This is a genomic window from Photobacterium rosenbergii (genome assembly GCF_003026455.1).
In the GTDB taxonomy this organism is placed as follows: Bacteria; Pseudomonadota; Gammaproteobacteria; order Enterobacterales; family Vibrionaceae; genus Photobacterium; species Photobacterium rosenbergii.
Genome location: NZ_PYMB01000017.1, coordinates 1 through 25400, shown reverse-complemented (window position 1 = coordinate 25400; position 25400 = coordinate 1). Strand labels below are relative to the sequence as shown.

Below are 25400 nucleotides of genomic sequence, written 5' to 3'. Positions count from 1 at the left end.
AGCACAGGGCAGGACTTTTGATGTTTATTTAACGAAAAAGCCCCTCATCAGAGGGGCTTAGAGTATTTCGGTTTGCGACTAGCGGTTAGTCAAGCTGTGGACCTGCTGCAACCAGAGAGGCACCTTCGGCATTGTCGGTGTACTTCTCGAAGTTGTTGATGAAGCGCTCAGCCAAGTCTTTCGCCTTGCTTTCCCACTGTAGTGGATCGGTGTAGGTATCACGCGGGTCAAGGATCTCTGGGTCAACATGCGGTAGCGATGTTGGGACTTCCAGGTTGAAGATTGGGATATTCTTCGTTTCTGTGTTTTCGATAGAGCCATCAAGGATAGCATCGATGATGGCACGGGTATCCTGGATAGAGATACGTTTGCCAGAGCCGTTCCAGCCGGTGTTCACCAAGTATGCCTCGGCACCTGCTGCTTCCATACGCTTAACCAGTACTTCTGCGTACTTGGTTGGGTGTAGCGTCAGGAATGCATTACCGAAACAGGCCGAGAAAGTCGGAGTTGGTTCGGTGATACCACGCTCAGTACCTGCTAGTTTGGCAGTGAAGCCAGACAGGAAGTGGTACTTGGTTTGCTCTGGGGTTAACTTGGACACAGGAGGCAATACGCCGAATGCATCCGCCGACAGGAAGATAACCTTGTTGGCATGGCCGCCTTTGGAGATAGGCTTAACGATGTTTTCGATGTGGTAAATCGGGTAAGAAACACGGGTGTTTTCTGTTTTCGAGCCATCATCGAAGTCGATAGCGCCATCGCTGCGTACAGTTACGTTTTCTAGCAATGCGTCACGGCGGATCGCATTGTAGATGTCTGGCTCGGCTTCTTTAGATAGGTTGATGGTTTTCGCGTAGCAACCGCCTTCGAAGTTGAAGACACCGTTATCATCCCAGCCGTGCTCGTCATCACCGATAAGGGCGCGCTTAGGATCAGTAGACAGGGTTGTTTTACCTGTGCCTGATAGGCCGAAGAATACTGCTACATCACCGTTTTCACCCATGTTGGCAGAACAGTGCATAGAGGCGATATCACGAAGCGGCAGGAAGTAGTTCATCATCGCGAACATACCCTTCTTCATTTCGCCGCCGTACCAAGTACCGCCGATAAGCTGCATCTTCTCAGTCAGGTTGAATACCGTGAAGTTTTCAGAGTTCATTTCATGCTCTTTCCACTTCTCGTTGGTGCACTTGGCACCATTCATTACCACGAAATCAGGCTCGAAAGTTTCCAGCTCTTCTTCCGTTGGGCGGATGAACATGTTCTTCACAAAGTGAGCCTGCCAAGCCACTTCAGTAATGATACGGATACATAGGCGGGTATCAGGGTTAGTACCGCAGAATCCGTCAATGACAAACAGGCGCTTGCCAGATAGCTGGCCTGTCACTAGCTCTTTCAGATCGTTCCACGCTTCGACACCAATGCTCTTATTATCGTTTTTGCCTTGGTCTGCCCACCACATGGTATCGCGGGTAGTGTCATCTTTGACGATGAACTTATCTTTCGGGGAACGGCCAGTGAAGATACCGGTATCTACAGCGACAGCACCTAGCTCAGTAACGATACCTTTTTCGTATCCCTCTAGGCCCGGCTTGGTCTCTTCTTCGAACAGAACTTCGTAACTTGGGTTACGAACAATCTCTGTAACATTGTTGATACCGTATTGAGATAGATCTAATTTTTTTGCAACCTTTTTTTCGACGTTCATGACAGTCATAGGTGCTCCTTGGGTAAGATGTTGTTTAACTGTTGACCATGCTAGCAACCCTAAAGGGGTAATTCAGGGAGGTTTATCAAAAATTAACCATTAAAAAGTTAAGGTTAAGTAAAAGTCTTAAATATATTGTAGGCGGTAAGTTTATCGTGTTGTAAAGCGTTTGCGCTAGCTCTAAAAATTAATATTTTCCCTGAAAAAAGCGAGGGTTAGCATGTTATTTGCTTACATCTTGAGCAAGGAAAGTGTGCTTCAGGTAGAAAAAAAGCCGGACAATGTCCGGCTTTTGTAAGTTAGTTTCAGGCTTAATTATGAAGAATAATTAATGCACCTGGTTGCTGTTGTCTTTTGCTGCATTTTCGAACAGTGCGGCAACGTCAATGCTATCAAAGTCATAGCTGGTGCCACAGTAGTCACAATGCAGGGAAACCTTGCCTTCTTCAGCAACGATGCGGTCGACTTCAGCGCGCTCGATAGAGCAGATTGCTGATGCGCTGCGTTCACGTGAACAGCCACACTGGAAGATCACTTCCTGTGGGTCAAACAGCTTAACCGTTTCCTGGTGGTATAGGCGGTAAAGGACATCTTGAGCTTCCAGGCTGAACAGTTCTTCGTCCTTAACGGTGCTTGTTAGCTGCTCAAGGTGCTCGAAATCATCTTCGTGGCCTTGGCCGTCAGGTAGGATCTGCAGCAGCATACCGGCAGCTTTTGCTTGGCCTTCGTGCTCGCCGGTACGTAGCCAAATACGGGTCTTTAGCTGCTCTGAGTTTTCGAAGTAACCTTCAAGGCATGCCGCAAGGCTGTCGCCTTCTAAACCAACGACACCCTGGTAGCGCTCGCCTTTGGTTGGGGTAATGGTGATCACCATGTGGCCCTTGCCCATTAGGTCATGGATATTGCCTTCGGCAGGGACATCGCCGTCCCAACGGGCAACACCGCGCAGTTTCTGGTCGTGGTCACCGTTAATTACAGCGAGCTTAACCGGGCCATCACCTTGTAGCTGGACAGTGATTGACCCTTCGAATTTCAGTGTGGCCGTCAGCAGGCTTGTTGCAACCAGCAGTTCACCCAACAGGGTCTGTACTGGGGCTGGGTAGTCCTTGCTGGAAATGATTTGTTGGTAGGTGTCGCCCAACTGAACCAGTTCACCACGTACGGATACACCGTCAAACAGGTAACGGTATAGACTATCTTTTGTCATTAGCTTGATTTCTCCAGCAGGTATCTAATTGACCAATTTTTGGTATCTTGCGTCAACATAACGAAACTTTTCTGCGCTACACTGAACTAATACCCTTAGTCGGAATGACTCTTAAACTTAATTATATCGCGACGCTGCTTTTTATCAGGGCGCTTTTCGGGACTAGGGCTGCCGTAGGCATGAAGGCGACGCATTTTAGCATGCTCTTCACGGCGCTTTGCGCTCTCCTCTGTTTCCCGGTATAGAGTTTGTGCTTCAGGTGCACCACGACGGGTGTCTGAGAGTTTCTCTATGATAATGGTTTTTTCGTCATTACCTTGGCGTAAACGGATCTCAGCACCCACTTCGACCAGTTTACTGGGTTTGGAGCGTTGGCCGTTGTATTGCACCTTGCCGCCATCGATCATGGTACGGGCAATAGAACGGGTCTTATAAAAGCGTGCCGCCCATAACCACTTATCGAGACGGACCTGAATGTTGTCTTGATGCGATGTGTGTTGGCCCACAGTATGCTCCTTAACCCATAAGGGCGCTAAAAGTACCACATTGCCGACAGAGCGTCAGCAGGCGTTGAGAGATATTAAATGGTGATATGGGATCGGGATTTCAACAGTAAATCAGGAATAAATCACAGAAAATAGCTAGTCTATTGATAGTAGTAGAAACTTTTCTTCATGCATTTTGATAGACTAGTCACGATAATTAAACGATTCGACAAATAAGTAATACGTTTTGATATTACCTTTTGGTATAACGCGCTAGTTTTTCCGCAGGATGATGGATATTTCATGGTTACAGCAAATTGGTTAGGGAGCTTGCAGTCCAAGAGCAAGATCTCAATCTCTTCATTGACCCGCGTCCTTACGTGGGTGCTGGTAGTGATGCTCGCTTGGGTCGTCGGCCGAATGGTGTGGCTTGCGCTGCAGCCTGCCCAAGCCCCAGCCAATTGGCAGGCTTCAACGGTCGCGGTGTCATCGAATGCCGGTGGCAATCGTTCTGAAGTGGCCAAGGTACTGAACATGAACCTGTTTGGCCGTTACCAGCAGAATGCGCCTGTGGTAGAGCGCAAGCAGCCAGTGAAGCAGGACGCCCCGCAAACTCGGCTTAGCTTGACACTTGTTGGCTTGGTCGCCAGCTCTAACCCGCAAACAGCCCTTGCTGTTATTACCCATCGTGGCAAGCAAAATACCTATGGCCTCAACGAGGCAATTGAAGGGACCCGTGCGACGTTGCAGGCGGTCTATCCAGATAGGGTGATCATCCGTAACAGTGGCCGTGATGAAACCTTGATGCTAGATGGTGTCGATTTCAGCAAGGCATCACAAAGTACGTCAAGGCCCCGTCAGCCTGAGCCGCGACAAGTCGAACCGGCTGAGCCAACCTCAGACTTGAGCCGCATCAAGCAGGAAATCCTCGAAAAACCGCAAACCTTATTTAGCTATATTCGCCTGTCCCAAGTGAAAAGGGATGGTGAGTTGGTGGGATACCGGGTTAACCCTGGTAAAGAGCGGGCGTTGTTCGACGCCGTGGGCCTTAAGGCCAATGACTTGGCCGTTAGTCTCAACGGCAATGATCTGACTGACGCTGCTGTGATGGCGAAACTGTGGACGGAACTATCGAGTGCCACAGATTTTACATTGACCGTCGAGCGAGAAGGTCAGTTACACGATATCTATATTGAGCTGCAATAGCAGTCCAACGCGAACATGCGAAGACGCAGGAGTTTTTTGTGAAAAAATGGATGGGTAAAAGTGCCCTCTGGTTATTAGGCAGCTTGATGTGCAGTTCTGCATTGGCTAGCGAGTTTAGTGCCAGCTTCAAAGGAACAGACATTCAGGAATTTATCAACATTGTCGGACGAAACCTGCAGAAAACCATCATTGTGGATCCTGCGGTACGTGGCCAGGTCAATGTTCGCAGTTATGATCTGCTCAATGATGAGCAGTACTACCAGTTTTTCCTCAATGTCCTCGAAGTCTATGGCTTTGCCGTGGTTGAGATGGATAACGGTGTACTCAAGGTCGTCCGTGATAAGGATGCCAAGATTTCTGCCATTCCAGTGGTGGGAGACAACAGCAATATCACTGGCGATCAGGTCGTAACCCGCGTTATTGCGGTACGTAATGTCTCGGTCCGTGAACTCTCCCCACTACTGCGTCAGCTTAATGATAATGCCGGTGCAGGTAACGTGGTGCACTATGACCCGGCCAACATCATTATGATCACCGGTCGTGCCGCAACGGTAAACCGTTTGGCGGAGATCATCGAGCGTGTTGACCGTGCTGGTGACAAAGAGATTGATGTAGTTGAACTGCGCAATGCCTCGGCAGCGGAGATGGTGCGTATCGTAGAAGCGTTGAATAAAACGGCAGATGCCAAATCAACGCCAGAATTCCTGCAGCCTAAACTGGTTGCCGATGACCGTACCAACTCGGTATTGCTATCGGGTGACCCGCAGGTTCGTGACCGCCTTCGCCGCTTGATCCGCCAACTGGATGTCGAAATGGCCTCTTCGGGCAATAACCGTGTGGTGTACCTGAAATATGCCAATGCCGAAGAGATGGTAGACGTTCTTAAAGGGGTGTCCGATAACCTACAGGCAGAAAAGCAGGGTAATGCCAAGGCGACGTCAACCAGTAATTCTCAGGTTATGATATCAGCCCACGTTGATACCAACTCGCTGATCCTGACCGCGCCGCCAGATATCATGCGTGCACTGGAAAACATTATTGCCCAGCTTGATATCCGTCGTGCCCAGGTTCTGATCGAGGCGATGATTGTCGAGCTTGCCGAGGGTGATGGCGTGAACTTCGGGGTACAATGGGGCAGTACCGATAGCGGTGGGGTGATCCAGTTTGGTAACTCCGGCGTGCCGATCTCCCAGTACGCCATTGGTCTTGAAGAAGCGCAAGAATCGACCAGAACCGAAACCTTCATTAACCCAAATACCGGTCAGGAAGAAACCCGTACCATCACCGAAGATGGTGATTTCAGCACCCTGGCTTCCGTGCTGGGCGGTGTGAATGGTGCCGCGCTCGGTATTGTGATGGGTGACTGGACCATGTTGGTCAATGCCGTTGCCTCGGACCGTAACTCTAATATCTTGTCATCACCGAGTATTACCGTGATGGATAACGGTGAAGCCTCGTTCATTGTTGGTGAGGAAGTCCCTGTTGTAACAGGTTCGACGTCAAGTTCGAACAACGATAACCCCTTCCAGACCGTTGAGCGTAAAGAAGTGGGTATCAAGCTCAACGTTACCCCGCAGATCAACGAAGGGGACTCGGTTCAGCTCAAAATTGAGCAGGAAGTCTCTAACGTACTAGGTGCCGATGGCGCTGTCGATGTGCGTTTCTCCAAGCGTCAGTTGACGACCAATGTCTTGATTCAGGACGGACAGATGCTGGCGTTAGGTGGTTTGATCCAAGAGCAGACCAACGAAAGTGAGCAGAAAATTCCTATCTTGGGTGATATCCCGGTATTGGGCCACTTGTTCAAGTCGACCAATACCACCACCGCTAAAACCAACCTAATGGTCTTCATCAAGCCGACCATTATCCGCGACGGGGTGACGGCGGATGGTATTACCCAGCGTAAGTACAACTATATCCGTGCCGAGCAGCTGTTCAAGGCAGATAAGGGTTTGCGCCTAATGCCTGAAACCGATGTGCCGGTTCTGCCAAAATACGGTGAAGATATCTCGTTGCCGCCAGAGGTACGTGCCTTTGTCGCCCAGCTGGAGAACGATCAGTAATGCATGATGTAAGCCAGGAACAGGATAAGCAGCCGCTGTTCCGGCTGCCTTTCTCATTTGCCAAACGTCACCGGGTGGTGCTTGAAGCATTGGATCAGGATGTTGCCTTGTATTACAGCGGCCAGTTGTCAGGTGCGGTACTGGCCGAGATCCGTCGGGTTGCCGGTGGTAGTTTTGTGCCCCATGCACTGGAAGACAAGGCATTCGAGCTGAAATTGACCGAAGCTTATCAGCGCGACTCGTCTGAGGCCCGCCAGTTGATGGAAGATTTGGGCTCGGACAGTGATGATTTCTTTTCGCTAGCTGAAGAACTGCCGGAAACCGAAGATTTGCTTGAATCGGAAGACGATGCGCCAATTATCAAATTGATCAATGCCATGCTGGCAGAGGCAATTAAAGAGGCGGCATCGGATATCCATATCGAAACCTTTGAAAAAGTGCTGTCGATCCGTTTCCGGGTCGATGGTGTGTTGCGTGAGGTCCTGCAGCCAAGCCGCAAACTGGCCCCGCTGTTGGTTTCTCGTATCAAGGTAATGGCAAGGTTGGATATTGCCGAGAAGCGGGTCCCACAGGATGGCCGTATCTCGTTGCGTATCGGTGGCCGTGCGGTAGATGTGCGTGTATCAACCATGCCATCTTCCCATGGTGAGCGGGTGGTATTGCGTCTTCTGGATAAGAACGCAACCCGTTTGGATCTCTATAGTCTCGGTATGACTGAAGCCAACCATGCTAACTTCCGCCATATTATTGAGCGCCCACACGGCATTATCCTGGTGACCGGCCCGACAGGTTCGGGTAAGTCGACCACCTTGTATGCCGGCCTGCAGGAGCTCAATGGTAAAGAACGCAATATCCTGACGGTTGAAGATCCGATTGAATTTGATATCGACGGTATCGGCCAGACTCAGGTAAACCCGAAGGTTGATATGACTTTCGCCCGCGGCCTGCGTGCGATTTTGCGTCAGGACCCGGATGTGGTGATGGTCGGTGAGATCCGTGACCTCGAGACGGCTTCTATTGCAGTGCAAGCGTCGCTGACCGGTCACATGGTGATGTCCACCCTTCACACCAACACTGCTGTCGGTGCCATTACGCGTCTGCGTGATATGGGGATTGAGCCATTTTTGGTGTCTTCTTCACTGCTTGGCGTACTTGCCCAGCGCTTGGTCCGTACCTTGTGCCCGACCTGTCGCGAACCCTATGAAGCCGATAATGAGCAGAAGAAGTTGTTCGGTGTATCAGCAGATGAAGATTTGACGCTCTACCATGCCAAGGGCTGTGAAGCGTGTAACAACAAAGGCTATCGCGGCCGTACAGGTATCCATGAGCTGCTGATGATTGATGATCAGGTACAGGAGTTGATCCACGGTGAGGCTGGTGAGATGGCGATAGAAAAAGCCATTCGCGCCCATACCCCAAGTATCCGTGATGATGGTCTGTCGAAGGTCAAGGCCGGTATCACTACCCTTGAGGAAGTGATGCGGGTGACCAAGGAGGGCTAACCGATGGCGGCGTTTGAATACAAAGCCCTGGATGCCAAAGGGCGCCAGAAAAAAGGGGTTCTCGAAGGGGATACCGCGCGGCAGATCCGCCAGCAACTCCGTGAGCAGGGGATGATCCCGGTTGAAGTGGTGCAAACTCACGAGCGCGAGAAGAAAAAAGCCAGTGGCGGTTTTCAGCTGCGCCGAGGGATCAGTACCACGGAACTGTCTTTGATCACCCGCCAGCTTGCGACCTTGGTGCAGGCGTCGATGCCGCTTGAGGAGTGTCTCAAAGCAGTGGCAGAGCAAAGCGAGAAGCCGCGGCTGAAAAACATGTTGCTGGCAGTACGCTCGCGGGTGGTTGAAGGCTATACCCTGTCAGATTCGATGGCAGAATACCCGCATATCTTCGATCAGCTGTTCCGCGCCATGGTGGCAGCTGGTGAGAAATCAGGCCACTTGGATACGGTGCTCAACCGCTTGGCGGACTACACCGAGAATCGCCAGAAAATGCGCAGCAAGCTGATGCAGGCAATGATCTACCCAACCATGCTGACTATCATTGCAATCGCTGTCGTGGCCTTCTTGTTGGCAACGGTGGTCCCTAAGATTGTTGACCAGTTTGTCCAAATGGGACAGCAATTGCCGACTATCACCGAGGTTTTGCTAGCAGCCAGTGACTTCGTCCAGAATTGGGGACTGGTTGTGCTGCTGGTGATTGCGGCCTTGTTCATGATCATCAAGATGGCCCTCAGACGACCGGACTTCAGGTTGAAATGGGATCGCTGGGTCATGCGCCTGCCGGTGATCGGTAAAGTTGCCAGGGGGCTGAGTACCTCTCGTTTTGCCCGTACCCTTTCAATCTGTACTTCAAGTGCGATTCCTTTGCTGGAAGGCATGAAGGTCGCCTCTGATGTGATGACCAATACTTGGGTCAACCAACAGATCCGGGAAGCGGCGGACAAAGTGCGTGAAGGCTCCAGTCTTCGGATCTCACTCGAGCAAACCAAACTCTTCCCCCCTATGATGCTGCATATGATTGCCAGCGGTGAACGCAGTGGTGAACTGGAGCAGATGCTGACCCGTGCAGCTGATAACCAGGACCGAGACTTTGAGTCCTTGGTAAATATGGCGCTGGGGATTTTCGAGCCCTTATTGATCGTCGCGATGGCTGGCATCGTGATGTTTATTGTTATTGCTACCCTTATGCCGATCATTGCTTTGAACAATATGGTCGGAATGTAATTTTTGGAGGTTTTTTCAATGCAACGCAAACAACGCGGCTTTACGCTGCTGGAAGTCATGGTCGTAATCGTTATCCTTGGGGTATTGGCCAGTTTGGTCGTACCTAACCTATTAGGCAACAAGGAAAAAGCTGACCAGCAGAAAGTCGTGACCGATATCAGCGCGTTAGAGCAGGCACTGGATATGTACAAGCTGGATAACAGCGTGTACCCAACAACAGATCAGGGCCTTGAAGCTTTGGTCAGCATGCCTTCTTCTAGCCCTGAGCCACGTAACTACCGTGATGGTGGCTACATCCGCCGTTTGCCGAACGACCCATGGGGCAACCCATACCAGTACGTAATGCCGGGTGAACACGGTGCGGTTGATATCTTCAGCCTAGGCGCTGATGGCCAAGAAGGCGGTGAAGGTGTGAATACCGATATCGGTAACTGGAACATGCTGGACTTCTAAGTCGTGATGATGAGTAAGCGTGCAGCGGGGTTTACCCTGATCGAAATACTGTTGGTGCTGGTGCTATTGGCAACCAGTGCTGTGGCAGTCATCGTGGCCTTGCCCGAGAGCAAGGAAGATAAAGTCAGGGAAGAAGCTGCGCGCTTCCACCACCTCGTCCAGTTGCTGGGCGAGGATGCTCTGCTTAATGGTTACGACTACGGCGTTCGGGTTGAGCGTAACCGGTACCAGTTTCTTCAGCTAACCAGTCAGGATTGGCAACCACTAGAGTCTTCCAAGTTTTTCACCGAGGTGGAAATGCCTGAAGATGTCCGTTTGGTGGTCGAAATCGGCAGTTACTCTTGGCAGGACAAGGATCGCTTGTTCAAGCCGGGGTCGCTGTTTAATGAAGACTTGTTTGCTGAGCAAACTGACAAAGACAAGATTAAACCACCTCAGGTGGTGGTGATGGCCAGTGGTGAATACACCCCATTTACCTTGGAGTTTGAAGTGACGGGTGAAAACCAATTTTGGCGGGTACAGGCTGATGAGTTGGGACAGTTATTCCTGCTGCCTCCGGGTGAGACCATTGCCAGTGTGCAAGAGAAGGCCCAACCATGAAGCTGCTATCCCCATCACCCAAGCGGAATCGGGGCCTGACCTTACTGGAAGTGCTGGTCGCCTTGGCGGTGTTTGCGACTGCGGCTTTGAGTGTGATGAAGGCGGTTAGCCAGCACCTCAATACCTTGGGTTACCTTGAGGAGAAGACCTTTGCAGCCATGGTCGCCGACAACGAAATGGCCAAGATCAGGCTGTCGGGAGAGATCCCAACCACAGCCAAACGCGGGAAATCCGAACTGGCTGGGCGCGAGTGGTATTGGTCGATAACAAGCACCCAGACGGCAGATGGCTTTTTGCGTGCATTGGACGTCACGGTAACTACAGATGAAGCACGCAAGCAGTCGGTAGTAACGCTGAGAACTTATGTTGAGAATTAAAACGACTTCCGGCCAACAATCCCAATCCCCTCGCTTGAATAACGCAAAACAAGCGGGCTTTACCTTACTGGAGGTATTGGTAGCGATTGCGGTGTTTGCCATGCTGAGTCTGTCAGCCTACCAGGTGATGAACGGCGTACAGCGTAGTGACGAACAGTCTCGCGAACACAGTGAGCGGCTTAAGGATATCCAGCGGGCGATGGTGATGATGGATAATGATTTCCGTCAGGTGGTGGCTCGCAAGGTCCGCAATCAAGGTGAGACAGTCAGCGACCGTATTTTTCAGAGCAGTGAATATCTGATGGACTCATCGAGCTACGGCATTTTGTTCACCCGTACGGGTTGGCAAAACCCGCAGCAGATGTTTCCGCGAGGCGAAAACGTCAAGGTGGGCTATCGGATTATCGATGATCAGCTAGAGCGGGTTTGGTTTAGATACCCTGACAGTGTGGTCGGTACCGAAGCCTTGATCAGGCCAATTTTGCCTGGGGTCGAGGAGATGTCGTTCCGCTTCTACAGTGAAAAAAAATGGCTGGAGACCTGGGATAAACCAGCGGCCTTGCCAGAAGGTGTCATGATCAAACTAACGCTTGAAGACTACGGTGAAATTGAGCGGGTCTACATGCTGCCAACCTCGGCATTGGAGACGAGTAATGACACGTAAATGTGTACCGCCTAAACAGCAGCGTGGTGTGGCCTTGATTGTGGTGCTGTTGCTGCTGTCACTGATGACCTTGTTGGCCGTACAGATGACCGAAAGGCTACACCTCAATTTCTACCGGGTCGAAAACCAAATCCAGAACCAGCAAGCCTACTGGTATGCACAGGGGATGGAAGAATTGGCCAAGGTGGCGATCAAACAAGGGGTTGATGATAGTGATACGGTCAACTTGAGCCAGGCTTGGGCAACACAAGGTCAGCGCTACCCACTCGATGGCGGCGAAGCTATCGGCGACATTATTGACCGCCAGGCATGCTTTAACCTAAATGCGTTGTCAGGTGTGCAACCGGAAACTGGAAGTAGCACCAAGCCTTACATCGTGACCGTTTTGCAGACCCTGATCGAAGAAACTGGTGTTGATAGTTATGATGCTGAGGTGGTAGCAGATTCGGTATGGGAATATGTTGATACTGATGAAAGGGTCAATGCCGCTTTTGGGGCTGGGGACAGTACTTATGAGGGGTTCCGGCCGCCTTATTTACCGCCACGGGATTGGATGGCTGATGCCAGTGAGTTGCGAGCAGTCAATGGGGTAACGGCCGCGATTTTTGACAAGGTCCGTCATCAGGTGTGTGCGATTCCGACCACCACATTGGCCATTAATGTTAATACGCTTTATGAACATCAAGCCCCTATCTTGGTGGCATTGTTTTCATCACGGTTGTCGTTGTCAGATGCCCAGAAATTGATTGCCGACCGGCCTTACGATGGTTGGGATAGTGTGGATGACTTCCTTGGGGAGTCGCAACTAAGCAGCATTAGCGCCGACATAAAAGAGCAGGCCAAGAATTTTCTGGCGGTCAGCAGTGATTATTTTCAGATGGATACCGAGGTATTGGTCGATCGGTCCAGGGTAAGGCTGGTGGCCTTGCTCAAACGAGATAGTGAAGATTCGGTGACGGTTGTACGTCGCCGCTATGGAGGAATCAGTGAGCGAATTTCTGACAATCAGGCTAAGTAGCCGTGCTGACCAGCCGGTGCAATGGCTTGTCTGGTCGCCACAACAAAAAGAAGTCATCGCATCGGGCCAGCTAGATGCCATCAGTCAACTCAACGAGATAGCTGACTATGCCAGCCAACGCGTTGTGTACGTACTGGCACCGGCTGCCGATGTGTTGATGACGGAAGTTGCCATCCCGGCAGGGAGCAGTCGTCAGTTATCCGCCGTATTGCCATTCTTATTGGAAGAAGAGCTGGCTCAGGATGTTGATAACCTACATGTCCATCTACTGCAGAAAAGTGGTGATATGGCGCAGGTGGCGGTGGTGGAACACCAGAAAGTCGCCTTATGGCTGGCCGCGCTGGAAGATGCCGGCATCGAAGCCAAGGCGCTGATCCCTGACTGTCTGTGTTTACCGCTATTCGACAATGGTTTTACGGCCGCTGAGCTTGATGGCATGTGGCTGATCCGCCAATCGGATTCTCTGGGTGTGGGTGCGGATCGATCCTGGTTAGCACCTTGGCTGCAATCACAGATGGTAGCGCCAGCCCAGAATGACGAAGTTAGTGAAGCCACTGACGATCAAGAGTCGCAGCAAGATGATGAGCCGGCAAGTGATGAACTTGTGGTGCATTACTATACCCAGGCGCCTGAGGGGATGCCGGGTGTCTGGCAGGCGGAAACACCAGAACTGGTGATGCAGCTTCTTGCTCAGGGAGCCGCAGAGAGTAAGGTCAACTTACTGTCGGGCCAGTACAAGCAGCAACCAGCGTGGCGTAAGTATTTAAAACCTTGGCGTAAGGTGGCTATCGCCGCTGGGGTCTTGTTGTCGGTACTGGTCGTAGAGCATGTGATTTCGGTACAGGCGATGGAAGCGCAAGCACAGGCCTATAAAGCGGAAAGCGAGCGTATTTTCCGCCAGGTGCTGCCCCAGTTCCAGCGTGTCCCGTCACAGAGTTACCTAAGACGACAAATGGACAGTGAGTTGTCCCGGTTGGGTGGTGGCGGCAGCACGGAAGGTATTTTGCTTTGGCTAGCTGAATTGCAACCATCACTGGCCAAAGTTTCGCAGCTGTCGGTGCAGAACTTCCGTTATGACCAAAACCGTAACGAGATGCGCTTTCAGGCTATTGCCTCGGAGTTCCAGCATTTTGAGCAGCTAAGGACCCTGTTAGATGAAGACTTTGATGTCGAGCTAGGTCAGTTGAACCGCGAGGGGACCCAAGTAACTGGTGCCATCGTGCTAAGGAGAAAGTCATGAATGCATGGTGGAAAGGGCTAAGCCAGCGTGAGCAAAGGCTAGTACTAGGCGGCGGTATCGCCTTGTTTATCGCCATCCTCTATTGGGGAATTTGGCAACCGTTGGCAAACAATGCCGAGAATGCTGAGCGCCGCCTGCAATCTGAGCGCCAGTTGCTAAGTTGGGTATCAACCAAGGCTGATGAAATCTTGTCACTGCGGGCGTCAACCGGTTCAACGGGTTCGGTTAGCGATAAAGGGTTGAATCAGGTCGTTAATGAAACCACTCGCCAGTTCAATATTGAATTGATCCGTATGCAGCCTCGCAGTGAAGCCGTTCAGGTATGGGTGCAACCACTACCGTTCAATACCTTGATCAACTGGTTGGCCTTTTTGCGTGATGAGCACGGTATTGATGCCCAGTTTTTGGATGTATCTAAAGCCGATCGTACAGGTGTTGTTGAAGTTAACCGCTTGCAGTTAGGGCGGGGGTAAGCGTGAAATATAAGTTATTACTGGGTGCCTCGTTTGGTGCGGTGTTTGTTGGAAGCCTAGTGGCACATATTCCTGCAAGTTGGGTATGGCAGCAGGCACCAGCTATTCAAGGATTAGATATATCGGGCATACGTGGTACCCCTTGGCAGGGGACAGCAGCCCAAATCCGCTGGCAGGGCAAGAATTTTGGCCGGGTGCAGTGGGATATGCAAGTTTTCTCTTTGCTGACGGGTAAATTGAAAATGGATGTCCGCTTTGGCCAAGGCAGTGAAATGAACTTGCAAGGGCGGGGTTTGGTTGGCTATGCCAGCAGTGGTCCGTTTGCCGAGAACCTGCTGGTCTCCATGCCCGCCAGTGAAGTTATCAAGTATTCCCCAACGGCGTTGCCGGTTGTGGTCAATGGGAATTTAGAACTGACGCTGCGCAACTACCAGTTTGCAGCACCCTATTGTGCCCAACTAGACGGTGCTTTGGCATGGACTGCCGCTCAAGTCTCTTCACCGTTAGGCGCCTTGGAACCCGGCCCGGTTATTGCTGACTTAACCTGTGATCAGGGCAAGTTGCTAGCCGATGTCGCTCAATCTTCTGACGATGTGGCCAGTGAATGGCAGGCTTCCCTAGCCCCTGGCAATACCTATTCCTTGTCTGGTTGGTTCAAACCGGGGGCGCAATTTCCGCCTCAGCTTGGCGAGCAACTTAAGTGGTTGGGTAACCCCGATCCCAAGGGACAGTACAAAATTTCGTATAACGGACGCCTTTAATCGTAATACCCGACTTTTTTAGTCGGGTTAACGTTTTCCCCACAAACTACTTTATTTCCTTTGCGGCTTGCCATTAAATAGCAGTTATTGTCTTGGTTTCCGCTTCAATGGCGGTAGACCGCTTTCCCAGGAATAGGACATAACATGACTGCGGAACACAACAAACCTGAAATTTTGGCGACAGAAGTGGTTGCCCAATCCCGACTGTTCAAGATTGAGTCGCTCGATTTGCGTTTTTCTAATGGTGTTGAGCGAACCTACGAGCGGATGAAACCGTCAGGTCGTCATGCTGTGTTGGTTGTGCCAGTGACAGAGCAGGGTGATCTGCTACTGATCCGAGAGTACTCTGCCGGGACCGAGCGTTATGAGCTTGGCTTTCCGAAAGGGCTGATTGACCAAGGTGAATCGGCAGCCGAAGCGGCTAATCGTGAATTGAAAGAAGAAATCGGCTTTGGCGCCAAGGCACTGCAACCACTAAAGGAAGTGGTGTTGGCACCGTCATACTTCTCGAGCAAAATGACCTTGTTCTTAGCTCAGGATCTTTACCCGGAAAAACTCGATGGTGATGAGCCAGAGCCTCTTCAAATCGTGCGCTGGCCGCTGAGTCAGGCGGAAGAGCTGCTACATCATATGGATTTTGCCGAAGCAAGAAGTATCACAGCCTTGTTCCTGGCATTAAAGCAACTTGGAAAATAGGAGCGAATATGGACTTATCTCACCTGTTGCCACAAGTTATCGATATTGCTCGCTCTTCAGGGCAAGTGATCCTGGATATCTACCAGCGCGGCCAGTTTGAAAAACAAGTAAAGCATGACAACACCCCAGTCACCAGTGCTGACTTGGCAGCCCACAAGTTGGTTGTTCAGCGTTTGTCAGAGTTAACGCCAGATATTCCGGTGTTGTCGGAAGAAGATGCTGATGTCCCATTGACCGAGCGGGCCAAGTGGCAACGGTATTGGCTGGTGGATCCGTTAGACGGCACGCAGGAATTTATTGCCGGGAGCGGTGACTTCGCGACGATTATTGCCTTGGTCGATAACAACAGCCCGGTAATGGGGGTTGTTTATGCGCCGGTATCAGGCGTCGTGTATTATGCTTACAACGGCAAAGGTGCATGGAAAACAACGCCGGAAGGCGAGACGGTACGTATTTCTACCCATAAGCATGAGTTACCGACTCAGTCGATTGCTGTCGCGATCAGCCGCCGTCAAGATATCAGTGCTATCACTAACCGGTTAGATCCAGCCCTGAATTATGATTTAGTACCGCTCGGCTCTGCTGCACTCAAGTCTTGTTTGGTAGCGGAAGGGGCGGTGGATTGTTACCTGCGCCTCGGACCAACGGGAGAGTGGGATACGGCAGCGACCCAGTGTATTGTTGAAGAAGCAGGGGGGCGTATTCTTAATACCCACCTAACGCCTCTGTCCTATAACGAGCGCGATACGCTAGAGAACCCTAACTTTATTACCCTGGGTGATGAGAGCCTGCCGTGGTCGTCGATATTGACGCCGGATAATCGGTTGATGGAAGTCGACTGACAAAAAAACGGAGCCAATTGGCTCCGTTTTTGTTTGGTTTATTGTAAATGGATTAGGGGTTAGAACAACCGGTTAAGGCCGTTGAGGGCAGCAACCCGGTAAGCCTCTGCCATCGTCGGGTAGTTGAAGGTGGTATTGACGAAATAGTCGAGGCTATTGCCTTCCCCTTTTTGTTCCATGATCGCCTGACCGATGTGAATGATCTCTGCAGCACGTTCACCGAAGCAGTGGATCCCGAGGATCTCCCGGGTTTCGCGGTGGAATAGGATTTTCAAACTACCCACTTCCGTTCCGGCGATCTGGGCCCGGGCCAGGTGTTTGAACTGCGAACGGCCAACCTCGTAGGGGACTTTTTCTGCGGTTAGCTCTTGTTCGGTTTTACCTACCGAGCTGATTTCAGGAATGGTATAGATCCCGGTGGGGATATGGTCGATAAGCTGGCCTTCGGCTGCGCCGTTGGCAATGGCCTGGGCCACAAAACGGCCTTGGTCATAAGCAGCACTGGCAAGGCTAGGGTAGCCAATCACATCCCCTACAGCATAGATGTGCTCTACATCAGTGCAGTAGTTCTGGTTGACCTTGAGTTGGCCTCGGGAATCAGGTTTCAGGCCGACTTTGTCCAAATGGAGTTTGTCCGTATTACCCGTACGTCCGTTGGCATACAGCAGGCAATCGGCACGCATCTTTTTGCCTGACTTCAGGTGGAGGATCACCCCGTCTTCGGTCCCCTCAATCTGGTCGTAGACCTCTCCATTGCGGATCATTACCCCACTGTTCCAGAAATGGTAGGACAGGGAATCGGAGATTTCGTTGTCGAGAAATTCCAGCAGACGGTCCCGGGTGTTAATCAAGTCGACCTTGACCCCAAGGCCGCGGAAAATTGAGGCATACTCACTGCCGATAACACCTGCGCCATAGATGATGATATGGCGGGGATCATGCTTAAGCTGCAAAATAGAATCACTGTCGTAGATCCGGTTATGGGTAAAGTCGACGTCACTAGGTTGGTAAGGACGCGAACCGGTAGCGATGACAAATTTGTCGGCACTGTAGTGCTCTCGGCTACCATCGGGCTTTTTCACTACGACACTGTGGGTGCCGGTAAAACACGCCTCACCAAAAATGATGCTGCACTGGTTACGGTCGTAAAAACCCTGACGCATCCGGGTCTGCTTGTTAACCACGTCTTGGGCGTGACCGAGGATTTGGCTGAAGGTGCTGTGCAGGCTGGAGTTATTCTTGCAATAGAGCGGGTTCTGGTTGTATTCGATAATACGGCTGACAGCATGGCGTAGCGCTTTGGAAGGGATGGTTCCCCAGTGGGTACAGCCGCCACCAACACTGTCTTCACGTTCAATTATTGCCACATTGAATCCGGCTTTGGTTAGCCCCATGGCCGCCCCTTCACCACCTGGACCACTGCCAATGATAATGGCATCAAAGTGTTGGGTAGAAGAGTGTTTGCTTTTTGTCATGCTTGGCCTTATTTATCATCCTTGCAACATTGCTACCGTGTTATTTTAACTTCTTCTAAAGCAAGGTAGAATGAGTGCGCTGCGATAGGGAGCGGGCGATCACGTTGCTGCATTATTTTTGCAGCAAAAGTTGGAGGTAGGTGGGGGTTTTGTTTAGTGCCGAGCGGTGGCGGAGTTTGTGAGCTAGCAGAAAAACTGGCAAGAACGACTTTGATTAAGCGCCAGTCAGGATTTACTATGTTTTGATGGCAGTGAAAAAGCGCGTATAGTGACTATTAATTTGACGCAAGATAATTCAAAGAGAAACAAAAACCCCATGGGAATCAGGGCTCAGCAGAAAGAAAAAACCCGCCGTTCACTGATTGATGCTGCCTTCAATCAGTTAAGTGCTGAACGTAGCTTTTCTAACTTAAGTTTACGGGAAGTGGCCAGAGAGGCCGGCATTGCGCCGACATCATTTTATCGCCACTTTAAAGATATGGATGAGCTTGGCCTGACAATGGTTGATGAAGGTGGCTTGATCTTACGTCAGCTGATGCGCCAAGCCCGTCAGCGCATTGCCAAAGAAGGCAGTGTGATCCGCACCTCGGTTGAAACCTTTATGGAGTTCATCGAGAGTAGCCCGAACGTATTCCGTTTGCTGTTGCGTGAGCGTTCCGGTACCTCGCCGGCATTCCGTGCAGCTGTTGCCCGGGAGATCCAGCATTTTGTCGCGGAACTAACGGAATATCTCGTGGCCAAAACCGGTGTCACCCATGAGGAGGCCTTTACCCAGGCCGAAGCCTCGGTGACCTTGGTCTTCAGTTCTGGGGCAGAAGCTTTGGATTTGGACAGCCAAGCCCGCGGTGAGCATGCAGAAAGATTGATTATGCAATTAAGAATGATTGCAAAAGGTGCTTATTGGTACCGCAAAGAGCGTGAGCGTAGAGAGCTCAGGCAAAAACTCTAACTTTATTATGTTGGTGAAAGGATATGAACAAGGAACAAACTAAAGCTGAACGCAAAACGCTGGTATTGTCATTGCTAGCGGGCCTGTGTGGTAATGCGACACTGGCAGTGTTTACTTCAAGCGCGGTGGCGTTTTCTATCTTCCCAGTGATTGCATTCGCATTGGCGCTGTACTGCCTGTATCAGGAGTACTTGAGCAAGCCAATGGCCGAAGGGACACCTGCGATCGCATTTGCCTGTTTCCTCGTCGGTGCATTTGGATATTCAGGCTTTGTCCGTGCGCAAGTACCGGACATGGGCTCGAACTACTTCCAGTTGATCGTATCGCTAAGCTTGATCATCTGGGTGGCGTATAAGCTTGGTATCATGTCTCCTAAATCACAGTCTGAAGCTTAATAGCCCCTAGACATTGATATTAAAAAAGGCGCCGGAAGGCGCCTTTTTTATCATTTGTTATTTACGCTCGAGTAGTACCCCAGCTTCCATATGATGGGTGTATGGGAACTGGTCAAACAGGGCAAAGCGAGTAATGCGGTGCGTCTCAGACAAAATCTCTAGGTTGTCCTTCAGCGTATCTGGGTTGCATGAAATATACATGATACGGTCATAGCCCTGAACCATACGGCAGGTGCCTTCATCCATGCCTGAACGTGGTGGATCAACGAAAATCGTGTTGCAGTTGTAGCTTTGCAGGTCGATATTCTGATCTTTAAGACGGCGGAACTCACGACGGCCTTCCATTGCATCAGTAAAGTCTTCTGCAGACATACGGATGATTTGTACATTGTCGATGTTGTTCACGGCAATATTGTATTGTGCCGAGTCAACGGATGGCTTGGCCAACTCTGTTGCCAGAACGCGTTCGAAGTTTTGGGCAAGGGCCAGTGAAAAGTTACCGTTACCACAGTACAACTCCAGTAGATCACCTTGGCTTTCCTGGGTGCAGTCAACCGCCCACTCCAGCATCTTCTGAGCCACTTCACCATTTGGCTGGGTGAAGCTGTTTTCCACCTGCTTATAAGTCAGTACACGGTCATTAACCTGAAGTTTTTCAATTACGAACTCTTGGTCTAGGACAATCTTTTGTTTACGGGCGCGGCCAATGAAGTTCAGGTTGAAGCCTTCGTCATTCAGGCGTTGCTTAAGTGCTTTGGCTTCCTTTTCCCACTCGGCATCTAGCTGGCGGTGGTAAAGCAGGGAAACCAAAATTTCACCGCTTAGGGTAGACAGAAAATCTACCTGGAACAGTTTGTGGCGAAGGGCTTTTACTGGTTTTAATGCATCAATCAACAGCGGCATTAGGTCATTGATCAGACGACTGGCTGCTGGAAACTGATCCACGCGGTACTTTTCGCGTGTCTCTTGGTTGAACATGATGTAGTAAAGATCTTCACCTTCATGCCATACACGGAACTCAGCACGCATACGGTAATGCTCGGCAGGAGAGGCAAACACCTCAAGCTCAGGTGTATCAAAATCGGCAAAGATATTTTGAATACGCGCTGCTTTTTCATCTAGCTGCGATTGGTACTCAGCTGGATTGATAGTGGTGGTTGCCATAAAGGTTGCCTCAAACTGCTCAAAATAAGAGCGCCAGATTTTATTGTATTGTTGACCGATGTCCAGTGTTGTACCGGATAAAATCGTGAATACGTCGTTATTTCGCGCTCAAAGCAATAACAACTAGACATTCGAATGTAGGATAATTAGCATGCAATTGCGCTGGTTAGCCTGCTTGCAGGCTGGGGAACACGGTGAAACTCCGTGACTGACGCGCAGCGGTGATAGAGAACGAAAGCACATGGACGTACAGTTCCGAACACTGCTTCTACAATCTGCGCAATGCAGGTGCCTGAAGTGGGAAGTTGTTGCCTAGGCGGCCGTCCGGCCACGCTCTTAAGTCCGAAGACCGACCAGTGTATTGAGCTACCCAAAGCTCAGTAATCAACGCGACTTAGGATATCTAAATAATGAAAAAAACGCTTTTAGCAGTGGCGTTGGCACAAGTGTGCCTACCGTCTATGGTCTATGCCGACACTTCAACCGATGAAGTGATGGTCGTGACCGCCAACCGAATTGAACAAAGTACACAGTCTGTTGCAGCCCAGGTTGAGGTTGTTACTCGTGACGATATAGAACGTATCCAAGCCAAATCTCTAATCGATGTTTTCCGTCGTTTAACTGGTGTCCAGGTGACGCAAAATGGTGGCAGAGGACAGCTGGCGTCTATTTTTGTACGCGGTGCGAACGCTGATCAGGTGTTGGTGCTTGTTGATGGTGTTCGCTTTAACCGAGCGACTAAAGGGTCGGTCGACTTTAGCCAAGTGCCTGTCAACTTTGTCGATCGGATTGAATATGTTAGGGGGGCTCGAGCCTCAGTTTATGGCTCTGAAGCGATTGGCGGTGTTATCAACATTATTACGCTTGCTAACTCCAAGACAAACAATACCACTAAATTGGCTGCTGGTGTTGGTAGCCTAGATTACCGAGAAGCCTCTCTGACCACTGGTGTGGAGGTCGGTGAACAAGGCCATCTTAATTTGGCACTTGGTTACGACGCTGATGATGGCTACAACGTGAAGCCTCAGCCTGGCATTAATGATGGTGATCGTCATGGGTTTGAGTCTTTGAACGGCCTCGCGGGTTACTCACACCGTTTTGACGACTCATGGTCCGCTTTTGCTAACTTCCGTATTTTTGACAACACTTATCAATATGATGGTACCTTTACTTCTCGGCAATTGAGGGAAGCAGAAGTAGAAAACTATGCGCTCTCTTCTGGTGTTGAATATCAACGAAATGCCGTATCTTCCCAATTTTCTGTAAATTGGCAGAACCAAGAAGATTGGGATTATATCCAATCAGAAGGGAAGGGATCCTCGGGTGCCAGCAACGACGAGTTAGACCAACTTAATCTTCAATGGAATGCTCAGTATCAATTGACGCAGCAGATAACGTTTGCCGGTGGCGTTGATTGGCGCGATGAGACTTACAAAGTGAAGACTAGCGGTGATAAATTTGAGCGTGACAACCTGGCCGTTTATGGTATTGCCGTTGCAGACTATGATGCCTTTTTTGGTGAGTTATCCCTTCGCCTCGATGATAATGAGCAGTTTGGTAGCGAGTCGACTTATAACCTAGGTTTGGGGTATCGCTTCTCAGAGCTACTTGCCATTACAACTTCTTATGGAACATCTTTTAAAGCTCCAAACCTATATCAACTCTATAATGGTCTTTACGGAAACCAGTCACTCAAACCAGAGTCAGCAGATTCTTTTGAACTTACGGTAAGTGGCTTATTGGCTGATGTTCACTGGTCTGTAACTGGTTACGATACGCGTATTGATGATTTAATTGATTTTAACTCATCGACAAGTAGGTACTACAACGTTAATGGTGAGAGTAAATTGCAAGGTATTGAGATTGTCACTGAATTCGATACTGCTTTCATTTCACATCAATTAAGTGCTGACTTTAAAGACCCTGAAGATAGAAATGGTGAGCAACTTGTACGTCGAGCGAAAAAGATGTTCAAGTACAACGCCATTGCAAGCTTTGATGTCGTTGATGTCTCACTAGGGTATCAGTATGTTGGTGAGCGTCCTGATTTTGGTGGGGACCTTGATGCGTATAACCTGTTTGACTTGTCAGCTAACTATTACGCGAATGAGCATCTCACTTTAAATGCTCGAATTGATAATGTATTCGACGAAGATTATGAAACGGCCGCTGGTTACCCTGCGCCGGAACGTGCCTTTTATATGAATGCTAGTTACGAGTTTTAAGATAAGCCGCCTTCGGGCGGCTTTTTGAGATTTATAGATGAAGAAAGTGATTATTAGCTGGTCCTCCGGCAAAGACTCCACCCTCACGCTTATCCGCCTGCTTGAAGATCCTCGCTATGACGTAGTGGGTTTATACACCACCTATGTGGAAGATGAAGTACCTTTTCAGGCTACACCTCTTGATGTTGTCCGTGCCCAGGCCGCTTTGACAGGTCTACCATTAGTCGAAATACCCTTGCCTGAAGTGTTCCCATCGAATGATGTTTATCAATCACTGGTCATAGATGGGTTACGAGTCTGCGGTTTGGGGGTTGAGGCTGTCGCTTTCGGGGATATGTTCTGTAATGGCATTGCCGACTATCGCCGTAGTTATATAGAACCGGTTGGCTGGCAGTGTGTATTCCCTTTAATGGGGCAAGACAGCCGCATCTTGGCTGATGAGATACTCCTACGCGGGATCAAAACCTTACTGACGACGATTGATACCAGCCAATTAGATGGTGACTTTTGTGGTCGGTGGTATAACCGCGAACTCATAGAGTCGTTGCCAGAGGGCGTCGATCCGTGTGGTGAAGACGGTGAATTCCACACGCTTGTTGTTGAAGCCCCATGCTTTGATGGCAAACTGGATATTGCCTTGACGGAAATAGAGCAGCAAAGCCGCTTTCATTATCAGCGCTACTGTCTAACTTAAAAATAACCTCGGTTATTTGGGTTAGCTATACAATTCGCAGTATGATGTTGCACCTTGTAAGTAATACGACAGAGTCTAAGAGTGAAGCGGGTACTGATTTTTGATTCCGGTGTAGGTGGGTTGTCCGTATATCAGGAAATATATGCGCAGTTGCCTAACGTTCAATATATCTATGCATTCGACGATGCAGCATTTCCTTATGGTGAATTGCCTGAAGGCGAATTAATAGCTCGCACCCGTCATATAGTTTCGCTTTTGGTTGAACGCCACTCTGTCGATTTAGTTGTTGTCGCTTGCAATACTGCCAGTACCATTGTGTTACCAACCTTACGTGACGTTTTGTCTATTCCTGTTGTCGGCGTTGTTCCGGCAATTAAACCGGCAGCCACTTTGAGCCAGCGAAAAGTGATTGGTTTATTGGCAACCCCTGCAACAGTACAACGTGAATATACCGAATTATTGATCAGTCAATTTGCTAGCCACTGTGAAGTATTGAGAATAGGCTCCACGCGGTTAGTTGAAATGGCCGAGCAAAAGCTTCGCGGACAAACCATTTCAATTAGGGAGCTTGAAGCGATTTTACAGCCTTGGCGAAATCGGGTTGACTGTATTGTTTTGGGATGTACCCATTTCCCATTAATAAGGGATGAGATCACCCAAGCACTCGATGGGGATGTCACTATTGTTGATTCAGGGCGTGCTATCGCCAATAGGGTGAAAGATTTGCTGGGGGAAGTGACAGCGACCAGCAAAGAGCCAAACCTTACATACAATAGTGCCGCTGGTATAAACGCAGCGGCACTCAATACTAGTTTGGCTGCAATGCAACTAGAGCCCGTTAGATCTCTGCATTATCCCCGCCTTTAGGTTCATTGGCTTCACGTACTTTCAGAGTGCGCTGGCCGTATTCCTTGTCATTTAATTGAGCAATAGCGTTATCGGCATCATTACTGCTCATTACAACAAAGCCAAATCCACGTCTTTTGCCTGTTCGCTTGTCTTTCATAAGGCGAACGGCAAATACTTCACCGTGTTCAGAGAATAACTTCTTTACTTCACTTTCATTGGCTCGGTAAGGCAGGTTACCAACATAAAGGGTTTTACTGGCTTGCGCGGTATTTGATTCTGCAGAAGAAGATTGGGTAGGAATAAGCGGTAGGATATAAGCAGTACAAATAGCACCAAGTGCAAAGGCAATACCGGAGGCTATGGGGAGAAAACTAAATACTAAGCCCCCAACAACGGCGATTGCGAGAACCGGCATAAGAGATTGTTTGGATAATTTCATAAGTTAACTACATCGTCATAAGAAAAAAGAAAGAAGGCGTTTTTGGTTATTTTAACAACAAAGTCACATTGATATTACTTTCATTGACTTGGAATTGCTAGATTGTGAGTGTGACGGCCCTCTAATGTTGAAATTAGAGCCGTTTATCTCACATTAGTTGAAATAATCGGCAGGTGGAAATTTTTTTAAAGAAAACCCTTGTCAGGATGAATCAAGTCTCTATAATGCCGCCTCACTGACACGGAGCACGGCAACTTAAGCCGCTAACCAATCAGTATTGTTCTTTAACAATTTGACCATGCAATCTGTGTGGGCACTCGTGAAATGATAGTCAACAAAAGAATTATCAATGAAACTGAGTGACCAAATCGAATCGGAAGCAGCCTTGAGCTGAATATGAGGAGAACACAGTCAATTCATTCATTACTTCGGTAATGAATTAACAGTATTCATTGAGCCAAAACTTTAATTGAAGAGTTTGATCATGGCTCAGATTGAACGCTGGCGGCAGGCCTAACACATGCAAGTCGAGCGGCAGCGACATAAACAATCCTTCGGGTGCGTTTATGGGCGGCGAGCGGCGGACGGGTGAGTAATGCCTGGGAATATGCCCTGATGTGGGGGATAACCATTGGAAACGATGGCTAATACCGCATAATCTCTTCGGAGCAAAGAGGGGGACCTTCGGGCC

25 protein-coding genes, 1 rRNA gene and 1 riboswitch are annotated in these 25400 nt (G+C 49.8%); of the genes, 20 read left to right on the top strand and 6 right to left on the bottom strand.

The genetic code is table 11. From position 1 onward, the window contains the following. Positions 1-85 precede the first annotated feature (85 nt). The 3 genes from pckA to hslR form a co-directional block, all read right to left on the bottom strand. Positions 86-1717 carry a phosphoenolpyruvate carboxykinase (ATP) gene (pckA, locus tag C9J01_RS21900; RefSeq protein ID WP_107300275.1) on the bottom strand — a complete coding sequence of 544 codons (1632 nt, stop codon included), beginning with the start codon at positions 1715-1717 and terminating at the stop codon, positions 86-88. A 319-nt stretch (positions 1718-2036) separates the two neighbouring features. Next, positions 2037-2915, bottom strand: coding sequence for an Hsp33 family molecular chaperone HslO (gene hslO, locus C9J01_RS21895; protein WP_107300274.1), 879 nt, complete (start codon positions 2913-2915; stop codon positions 2037-2039). A 95-nt stretch (positions 2916-3010) separates the two neighbouring features. Then, a complete protein-coding gene (hslR, locus tag C9J01_RS21890) occupies positions 3011-3421 on the bottom strand; it encodes a ribosome-associated heat shock protein Hsp15 (protein ID WP_107300273.1) in 411 nt (136 codons plus the stop codon). 282 nt (positions 3422-3703) lie between these two features. Between hslR and gspC the strand changes: the two genes are divergently transcribed. The 14 genes from gspC to cysQ all read left to right on the top strand — a co-directional run bounded on the left by gspC (position 3704) and on the right by cysQ (position 16519). After that, positions 3704-4606, top strand: a complete 903-nt coding sequence (gene gspC, locus C9J01_RS21885) for a type II secretion system protein GspC (RefSeq protein ID WP_107300272.1) — start codon at positions 3704-3706, stop codon at positions 4604-4606. Between the two features lie 38 nt (positions 4607-4644). Continuing rightward, a complete protein-coding gene (gene gspD, locus C9J01_RS21880; protein ID WP_419687571.1) occupies positions 4645-6669 on the top strand; it encodes a type II secretion system secretin GspD in 2025 nt (674 codons plus the stop codon). Beyond that, the gene (gspE, locus tag C9J01_RS21875; protein ID WP_107300271.1) at positions 6669-8171 is read left to right on the top strand and encodes a type II secretion system ATPase GspE; all 1503 of its coding nucleotides are present in this window, start codon (positions 6669-6671) and stop codon (positions 8169-8171) included. Before gspD ends, gspE begins: the two co-directional genes overlap by 1 nt. A 3-nt stretch (positions 8172-8174) precedes the next feature. Continuing rightward, on the top strand, positions 8175-9395 hold the full coding sequence (gene gspF, locus C9J01_RS21870; RefSeq protein ID WP_107300270.1) for a type II secretion system inner membrane protein GspF: 1221 nt from the start codon (positions 8175-8177) through the stop codon (positions 9393-9395). Between the two features lie 18 nt (positions 9396-9413). Next, positions 9414-9848 (top strand): type II secretion system major pseudopilin GspG, encoded by a 435-nt coding sequence (gspG, locus tag C9J01_RS21865; RefSeq protein ID WP_158264586.1) that lies wholly within the window; start codon positions 9414-9416, stop codon positions 9846-9848. Positions 9849-9857: 9 nt separating this feature from the next. Continuing rightward, positions 9858-10448, top strand: coding sequence for a type II secretion system minor pseudopilin GspH (gene gspH / locus C9J01_RS21860; protein ID WP_107300337.1), 591 nt, complete (start codon positions 9858-9860; stop codon positions 10446-10448). After that, positions 10445-10825 carry a type II secretion system minor pseudopilin GspI gene (gene gspI, locus C9J01_RS21855; RefSeq protein WP_107300268.1) on the top strand — a complete coding sequence of 127 codons (381 nt, stop codon included), beginning with the start codon at positions 10445-10447 and terminating at the stop codon, positions 10823-10825. Before gspH ends, gspI begins: the two co-directional genes overlap by 4 nt. Then, positions 10812-11489 (top strand): type II secretion system minor pseudopilin GspJ, encoded by a 678-nt coding sequence (gene gspJ / locus C9J01_RS21850; protein WP_107300267.1) that lies wholly within the window; start codon positions 10812-10814, stop codon positions 11487-11489. Before gspI ends, gspJ begins: the two co-directional genes overlap by 14 nt. Next, positions 11479-12507, top strand: coding sequence for a type II secretion system minor pseudopilin GspK (gene gspK, locus C9J01_RS21845; protein ID WP_107300266.1), 1029 nt, complete (start codon positions 11479-11481; stop codon positions 12505-12507). Before gspJ ends, gspK begins: the two co-directional genes overlap by 11 nt. Beyond that, positions 12476-13747, top strand: coding sequence for a type II secretion system protein GspL (gene gspL, locus C9J01_RS21840; RefSeq protein ID WP_237157040.1), 1272 nt, complete (start codon positions 12476-12478; stop codon positions 13745-13747). The genes gspK and gspL overlap by 32 nt, the downstream gene beginning before the upstream one ends. After that, positions 13744-14220, top strand: coding sequence for a type II secretion system protein M (locus C9J01_RS21835; protein WP_107300264.1), 477 nt, complete (start codon positions 13744-13746; stop codon positions 14218-14220). The genes gspL and C9J01_RS21835 overlap by 4 nt, the downstream gene beginning before the upstream one ends. A gap of 2 nt (positions 14221-14222) precedes the next feature. Next, positions 14223-14981 carry a type II secretion system protein N gene (locus C9J01_RS21830; protein ID WP_107300263.1) on the top strand — a complete coding sequence of 253 codons (759 nt, stop codon included), beginning with the start codon at positions 14223-14225 and terminating at the stop codon, positions 14979-14981. A gap of 144 nt (positions 14982-15125) precedes the next feature. Next, positions 15126-15677 carry an ADP compounds hydrolase NudE gene (gene nudE, locus C9J01_RS21825; RefSeq protein WP_107300262.1) on the top strand — a complete coding sequence of 184 codons (552 nt, stop codon included), beginning with the start codon at positions 15126-15128 and terminating at the stop codon, positions 15675-15677. 8 nt (positions 15678-15685) lie between these two features. Then, entirely contained in the window at positions 15686-16519 is an 834-nt protein-coding gene (cysQ, locus tag C9J01_RS21820) for a 3'(2'),5'-bisphosphate nucleotidase CysQ (RefSeq protein ID WP_107300261.1), read from the top strand. Positions 16520-16578: 59 nt separating this feature from the next. On the opposite strand, the gene sthA is transcribed toward cysQ, so the two are convergent. Then, the gene (gene sthA / locus C9J01_RS21815) at positions 16579-17994 is read right to left on the bottom strand and encodes a Si-specific NAD(P)(+) transhydrogenase (protein WP_107300260.1); all 1416 of its coding nucleotides are present in this window, start codon (positions 17992-17994) and stop codon (positions 16579-16581) included. 316 nt (positions 17995-18310) lie between these two features. Here sthA and fabR point away from each other — a divergent pair, with 316 nt between their 5' ends. Together fabR and C9J01_RS21805 are read left to right on the top strand one after the other, a co-directional pair. After that, positions 18311-18943 carry an HTH-type transcriptional repressor FabR gene (gene fabR, locus C9J01_RS21810; protein ID WP_107300259.1) on the top strand — a complete coding sequence of 211 codons (633 nt, stop codon included), beginning with the start codon at positions 18311-18313 and terminating at the stop codon, positions 18941-18943. A gap of 23 nt (positions 18944-18966) precedes the next feature. Then, on the top strand, positions 18967-19338 hold the full coding sequence (locus C9J01_RS21805; RefSeq protein WP_107300258.1) for a YijD family membrane protein: 372 nt from the start codon (positions 18967-18969) through the stop codon (positions 19336-19338). 57 nt (positions 19339-19395) lie between these two features. Here C9J01_RS21805 and trmA read toward each other — a convergent pair whose 3' ends face one another. Next, on the bottom strand, positions 19396-20502 hold the full coding sequence (gene trmA / locus C9J01_RS21800) for a tRNA (uridine(54)-C5)-methyltransferase TrmA (RefSeq protein ID WP_107300257.1): 1107 nt from the start codon (positions 20500-20502) through the stop codon (positions 19396-19398). Positions 20503-20648: 146 nt separating this feature from the next. Next, a riboswitch (cobalamin riboswitch) is annotated at positions 20649-20874 on the top strand. Positions 20875-20912: 38 nt separating this feature from the next. Between trmA and btuB the strand changes: the two genes are divergently transcribed. The 3 genes from btuB (at position 20913) to murI (ending at position 24288) form a co-directional block, all read left to right on the top strand. After that, on the top strand, positions 20913-22727 hold the full coding sequence (gene btuB, locus C9J01_RS21795; protein WP_107300256.1) for a TonB-dependent vitamin B12 receptor: 1815 nt from the start codon (positions 20913-20915) through the stop codon (positions 22725-22727). Positions 22728-22764: 37 nt separating this feature from the next. Further along, positions 22765-23421, top strand: a complete 657-nt coding sequence (locus tag C9J01_RS21790; RefSeq protein WP_107300255.1) for a Dph6-related ATP pyrophosphatase — start codon at positions 22765-22767, stop codon at positions 23419-23421. An 81-nt stretch (positions 23422-23502) separates the two neighbouring features. Next, a complete protein-coding gene (gene murI, locus C9J01_RS21785; RefSeq protein ID WP_107300254.1) occupies positions 23503-24288 on the top strand; it encodes a glutamate racemase in 786 nt (261 codons plus the stop codon). On the opposite strand, the gene C9J01_RS21780 is transcribed toward murI, so the two are convergent. Next, positions 24260-24709 (bottom strand): RNA recognition motif domain-containing protein, encoded by a 450-nt coding sequence (locus C9J01_RS21780; protein WP_107300253.1) that lies wholly within the window; start codon positions 24707-24709, stop codon positions 24260-24262. The two genes, murI and C9J01_RS21780, sit on opposite strands and share 29 nt — an antisense overlap. A 466-nt stretch (positions 24710-25175) precedes the next feature. On the opposite strand from C9J01_RS21780, the gene C9J01_RS21775 reads away from it, so the two are divergent. After that, positions 25176-25400 (top strand): 16S ribosomal RNA (locus C9J01_RS21775); the annotation flags it as partial.